Below are 5,633 nucleotides of genomic sequence, written 5' to 3' on the forward strand. Positions count from 1 at the left end.
CTCGACGCCAAGGCCAATGAGAACCCGAAATCGTTCTACACCAGCGATTACCTGCCGAAGTGAGCATGAGTGCGGCCAGCAAGGCGGATCGGGCGGCGCATCTTCGCCTGGTGAGCGACCGCGCCGATGGCGGCACGCCGGGCATCAAGCTCTCCGGCGTGTCGAAGACCTATCGCGGGCGCGACGGCGAGGTGCCGTCGCTGCGCCCGCTGGACTTCGAGATCGACGAGGGCGAGTTCTTCGTCGTGGTCGGTCCGTCCGGATGCGGCAAGTCCACGCTGCTCAAGATGATCTCAGGCCTGCTGCCGCCGTCGGCCGGCGAAATCCTGGTGAAGGGCGAGATCGTCAAGGGCCCGCACGGCAATGTCGGGATCGTGTTTCAGAATGCGTTGCTGCTGCCCTGGCGCACGGTGCTCTCCAACGTCATGCTGCCGATCGACATGAAGCGGCTGCCGCGCGACAAATTTCTGCCGCGCGCGAAGGAGCTTCTGAAGCTGGTCGGGCTCGAAGGTTTTGAGACAAAGCTGCCGTGGCAGCTTTCCGGCGGCATGCAGCAGCGCGCCTCGATCTGCCGGGCGCTGGTGCATGATCCCGAGATCATGCTGATGGACGAGCCGTTCGGCGCGCTCGACGCCATGACCCGTGAGCGCATGAACGTCGAATTGATGCGGATCCAGCGCGAGACCGGGAAGACCGTGCTGCTGATCACGCATTCGATTCCGGAAGCGGTGTTCCTCGCCGACCGCGTGCTGGTCATGACCGAGCGGCCGGGGGCCATTGCGGCGATCTATGAGGTGCCGCTGCCGCGGCCGCGCCCGCTCGAGGTGATGGCTGATCCTCGCTTCACCGAGCTGGTGCAGCGCATTCGCAAGCATTTCTTCACCCAGTCCGCGCTGGATTAGGGAGAGGACCAGATGCCGCTTCGCCTCGCCTTGCGCGATATCGCCTTTTTCGAGCGGCAAATCCCGTTTGCCCGGCCGTTCCGCTTCGGCGCGGTGACGATCAACGCATCCGTGCAGGTCTTCGTGCGCGTCGAGATCGAGGTTGAAGGCAAGGGCGTATCGACGGGCGCCAGCGCCGAGATGCTGGCGCCAAAATGGTTTGACAAGCGGCCGCATCTGTCGGCGGAGGAGTCATCGGCCGAGTTGCGGCGCTCGCTCGACATCGCGCGCGATCTCTATCTCTCGCACAAGGGCTTTGACACCGCGTTCGGCCTGCATGCGGCCTGTCATGGCGCCCAGGTCGAAGCTTGCGCCAACGAGGACATTCCGCCGCTCGCCGCCGGTTTCGGTCCCGCCGAAATCGACAAGGCGGTCCTCGATGCGTTGTTGCGAGCGGCCGAGGTCAATTTCTTCGACGGCATGGCGCAGAACATCGCAGAAGTCGACGCACGGCTGTCGGGTGATATCTCGGATGGCGAGATCGCAACATTCCTTGCCACGCGCAAGCGCCGTGATCGCGTGGCGATCCGGCACACGGTGGGCCTCGATGACAACATCGAAGGCGAGGGCGGCGTCGCCGATGCGAAGGAAAATGCGGGCGCGCGTTATTTCAAGCTCAAGCTCGGCGGCGATCCGGATGCTGACGCCGCACGGCTGATCCGGATCGGCAAGGAGCTGTCGAGGTTGCCGCACGACTACCGCGTCACGCTCGATGCCAACGAGCAATATGCCGACCTGGCGGCCCTTGGCAGGCTGATCGAGCGTTTCGACGCCGACGGCGCGCTACAGCCGATTGCCTGGAAGCTGCTTTACATAGAGCAGCCGATGCCGCGCGATATTGCGCGGCAATCGCCGCTCGCCGATCTCTGGGGCAATGGCTTCATCATCGATGAATCCGACGATTGCTATGATGCCTTTCCGGCAGCCCGTGCGCTGGGCTATTGCGGCGTCTCTTCGAAATCGTGCAAGGGGATTTACAAATCGATCATCAACGCGACCCGGGCAGCGAAATGGAGCTCTCCGAGCGGCGTACAATACTTCGTAACCGGCGAAGACCTGACCTGCCAGGCCGGGCTTGCCGTGCAGCAGGATCTCGCGCTCGGCGCGCTGCTCGGCATCACCCATGCCGAGCGCAACGGCCATCACTATGTCGACGGTTTTGCCGGCGCGCCGGCGGCCGAGGCGCGTGCGTTCAGGGAAGCGCACCCCGATCTCTATGCCGGTGACGGCGATCGCATTCGCCTCGCCATCCACGACGGCGATCTCCTGACGGGATCGCTGGTCGCGCCCGGTTTCGCCGCCTCGGTCCATCCGGACTGGTCCTCTTTGTCGCCGCTCGCGCGGCCACCAACAAGAATCCCGCAGGAGCAACCGCCATGACCACCCAACGCCTCGGCCTGATCATGAACGGCATCACCGGCCGCATGGGGCTGAACCAGCATTTGATCCGCTCGATCATCGCCATCCGCGAGCAGGGCGGCGTCAAACTGTCCAACGGCAACCGCGTGATGCCAGATCCGCTCCTGGTTGGCCGCGATGCCGGCAAGGTCGAGGCGCTGGCGAAACGCTTCAACGTGACGCGCTGGACCACCGAGCTCGACCAGGCGCTGGCCAACGCGGACGACACCGTGTTCTTCGATGCCGCAACCACCCAGGCGCGGCCGTCGCTGCTCGCCAAGGCCATCAACACCGGCAAGCACATCTATTGCGAGAAGCCGATCGCGACGACGTTCGAGGAAGCGCTGGCGGTCGTGAAGCTCGCGAATTCAAGAGGCGTGCGGCACGGCACGGTGCAGGACAAGCTGTTCCTGCCGGGCTTGAAGAAGCTCGCCTTCCTGCGCGATTCCGGATTCTTCGGCCGGATGCTCTCGGTGCGCGGCGAGTTCGGCTACTGGGTGTTCGAGGGCGACTGGCAGGAGGCGCAGCGGCCGTCCTGGAACTACCGGCAGGAGGACGGCGGCGGCATCATCCTCGACATGGTCTGCCACTGGCGCTACGTGCTGGACAATCTGTTCGGCGAGGTCGAGAGCGTCGTCTGCATCGGCTCCACCGATATCCCCGCGCGCTGGGACGAGAAGGGCGAGAAATACAGGGCGACCGCCGACGATTCCGCCTACGCGACCTTCCGCCTCAAGGGCGGCGTCATCGCGCACATCAACATGAGCTGGGTGACACGGGTCTATCGCGACGACCTCGTCACCTTCCAGGTCGACGGCACCCACGGCTCGGCGGTCGCGGGTCTCACCGATTGCATGATCCAGGCGCGGCAGGCGACGCCGCGGCCGGTGTGGAATCCCGACGAGAAGCGGCTGCATGATTTCTACGCCGACTGGCAGAAGCTGCCGGAGAACGGGACCTACGACAACGGCTTCAAGGAGCAGTGGGAGATGTTCATCCGCCACGTCTGCGAGGGCGCGCCGTACAAATACACGCTGCTCGAAGGCGCCAAGGGCGTGCAGCTCGCCGAATGCGCGTTGCAGAGCTGGGAGGAACGCCGCTGGGTCGACGTCGCGCCGATCGAGGCCTAGGAGAGGGAGCTATGAACAAGCCTGTCCTTCCGATGTCATCACTGTCGCTGCGGCTGCCGAAAGCGGATCGCTCGCTCGAGACCTATCGCCTCGCGGCGTCGCGGACCTTTCCCGCGAAGCTCGAGGGCACGCTGAACCGCGTGGCATTCTCCGCCGTCCACGTCGTCGCCGATCCCTTTGCCGATGCCGATCCATGGCTCACGGCGGCGGTCGATTGGGACAGGACCATCGCCTTCCGCGAGCACATCTGGGACCTCGGCCTCGGCGTGGCGGAGGCGATGGACACGGCCCAGCGCGGCATGGGACTGGACTGGAAGACCTCGCTGGAGCTGATCACGCGTTCGGTTCGCGCCGCGAAGGCGCGCGACGCACTGGTGTTCTCCGGCGCCGGCACCGATCATCTGGCGGTGGAGGATGCGAAGAGTCTCGACGACGTCATCCGCGCCTATGAGGAGCAGATCGCGGCGGTCGAGAAGGCCGGCGGCCGCATCATCCTGATGGCGTCGCGGGCTTTGGCAAGACTCGGCCGCGGCGCCGACGACTATGCCAGGGTCTACGGCCGCGTGCTGTCGCAGGTCCTTAAGCCCGTGATCATCCACTGGCTCGGCGACATGTTCGATCCGCAGCTTGCGGGTTATTGGGGCACGGCCGACCTCGACCGGGCGATGGACACGGCGGTCGCCGTCATCAATGCCCACGCCGCCAAGGTCGATGGCGTCAAGGTCTCGCTGCTCGACAAGCAGCGCGAGATCGACATGCGCCGAAGACTAGCCCCCGGCGTGAAGATGTATACCGGCGATGATTTCAATTACGCCGAGCTGATCGCCGGTGACGCGCAGGGCTATTCGCACGCGCTGCTCGGCATCTTCGATGCGATCGCGCCGGCGGCGTCCTACGCATTGTCGCGCCTGGCGGCCGGCGATGAGGCCGCATTCCACGACGTGCTGGGGCCGACGGTGCCGCTGTCGCGCCACATCTTCAAGGCGCCGACGCGTTTCTACAAGACCGGCGTGGTGTTCATGGCCTATCTCAACGGTCACCAGGATCATTTCACCATGATCGGCGGCCAGGAGAGCGCGCGCTCGACTTTGCATCTCGCGGAATTGTTCCAGCTCGCCGACCAGGCCGGCCTGCTCGCCAACCCTGAGCTGGCGACGCACCGCATGAGGGCTGTGCTCGCCCTGCGCGGCATCGAGGCGTGATGCGGGATTTTTCTTCCGATCACCGCTGGCTGTCGCTCAACACGGCGACCGTGCGCAAGCAGGGCGACCTCGTCCAGATCATCGAGGCCTGCGCGCGGCACGGCATCCGCGCCATCGATCCCTGGCGCGACCAGGTCGCAACCGTCGGGCTCGACCGCGCCGTGCGCGCGGTGCGTGACGCGGGGCTGGAACTGTCCGGCTATTGTCGTGGCGGCATGTTCACCTCCGATGCCGCGCGGCGCGGCGAGGTGCGCGACGACAACCGCCGCTGCGTCGACGAGGCAAGCGCGCTCGGAGCCCCCTGCGTCGTGCTGGTCGCCGGCGGCCTGCCGCAATTCTCGCGGCCGGGCAGTGCGGCCTCGAAGGACATCGCCGCCGCGCGCGCGCAGGTCGAGGAGGCCATCGCCGAGATGCTGGAATATGCCACGCAGGCCAGGATGCCGCTGGCGATCGAGCCGCTGCATCCGGCCTATGCCGCCGACCGCGCCTGCGTGAACACCACGAAGCATGCGCTCGACATTTGCGACCGGCTCGACCCCGCCCGCACCGGCGCGCTCGGCGTTGCGCTCGACGTCTATCACATCTGGTGGGATCCCGAGGTGATGGGAGAGATCGCGCGCGCCGGCCGCGATCGCCGGCTGTTCGCCTTCCATGTCTGCGACTGGCTGGTGCCGACCAGGGACATCCTCAACGACCGCGGCATGATGGGCGACGGCGTGATCGACATCAAACGCTATCGCGCGACTGTCGAGGCGACCGGCTATGCCGGCTACAGCGAGATCGAGATTTTCTCGCATGAGTGGTGGGACAGACCGATGGATGAGGTGATCAGGACCTGCATCGAGCGGCACAGGACGGTTGTCTAGATGCACCCGCTCGTGCCCTGACCGCTTCATGCGACAGAACATCGCATTTCACCTCGCACAGGAGCCGGCGCCGCTAACTCCTTGAGTTGACTGGTG

5 protein-coding genes are annotated in these 5,633 nt (G+C 65.6%); all 5 read left to right on the forward strand.

From position 1 onward, the window contains the following. The first annotated feature begins 65 nt into the window (after window positions 1-65). Genes JOY90_RS07675 through JOY90_RS07695 form a run of 5 tightly spaced genes read left to right on the forward strand, consistent with a single transcriptional unit; the run spans window position 66 to window position 5,537 of the window. Complete coding sequence (locus tag JOY90_RS07675) at window positions 66-902, forward strand: ABC transporter ATP-binding protein (protein ID WP_291690546.1); 837 nt, start codon at window positions 66-68, stop codon at window positions 900-902. 12 nt (window positions 903-914) lie between these two features. After that, entirely contained in the window at window positions 915-2,321 is a 1,407-nt protein-coding gene (locus JOY90_RS07680) for a hypothetical protein (RefSeq protein WP_291690547.1), read from the forward strand. Next, window positions 2,318-3,469 (forward strand): Gfo/Idh/MocA family oxidoreductase, encoded by a 1,152-nt coding sequence (locus JOY90_RS07685; protein ID WP_291690548.1) that lies wholly within the window; start codon window positions 2,318-2,320, stop codon window positions 3,467-3,469. Before JOY90_RS07680 ends, JOY90_RS07685 begins: the two co-directional genes overlap by 4 nt. An 11-nt stretch (window positions 3,470-3,480) precedes the next feature. Beyond that, window positions 3,481-4,671 carry a dihydrodipicolinate synthase family protein gene (locus tag JOY90_RS07690; RefSeq protein WP_291690549.1) on the forward strand — a complete coding sequence of 397 codons (1,191 nt, stop codon included), beginning with the start codon at window positions 3,481-3,483 and terminating at the stop codon, window positions 4,669-4,671. Next, window positions 4,671-5,537: a sugar phosphate isomerase/epimerase gene (locus tag JOY90_RS07695; protein ID WP_291690550.1), complete on the forward strand. Its 867-nt coding sequence runs from the start codon at window positions 4,671-4,673 to the stop codon at window positions 5,535-5,537. The genes JOY90_RS07690 and JOY90_RS07695 overlap by 1 nt, the downstream gene beginning before the upstream one ends. Window positions 5,538-5,633 lie beyond the last annotated feature (96 nt).

The sequence above is a fragment of the Bradyrhizobium sp. genome (assembly GCF_019242285.1).
Taxonomy (GTDB): domain Bacteria; phylum Pseudomonadota; class Alphaproteobacteria; order Rhizobiales; family Xanthobacteraceae; genus Bradyrhizobium.

Excerpts from the sequence above, each read along its gene's own strand:
- JOY90_RS07675 (WP_291690546.1), top strand. The coding sequence starts at position 66 with ATGAGTGCGGCCAGCAAGGCGGATCGGGCGGCGCATCTTCGCCTGGTG.
- JOY90_RS07680 (WP_291690547.1), top strand. The coding sequence starts at position 915 with ATGCCGCTTCGCCTCGCCTTGCGCGATATCGCCTTTTTCGAGCGGCAA.
- JOY90_RS07685 (WP_291690548.1), top strand. The coding sequence starts at position 2,318 with ATGACCACCCAACGCCTCGGCCTGATCATGAACGGCATCACCGGCCGC.
- JOY90_RS07690 (WP_291690549.1), top strand. The coding sequence starts at position 3,481 with ATGAACAAGCCTGTCCTTCCGATGTCATCACTGTCGCTGCGGCTGCCG.
- JOY90_RS07695 (WP_291690550.1), top strand. The coding sequence starts at position 4,671 with ATGCGGGATTTTTCTTCCGATCACCGCTGGCTGTCGCTCAACACGGCG.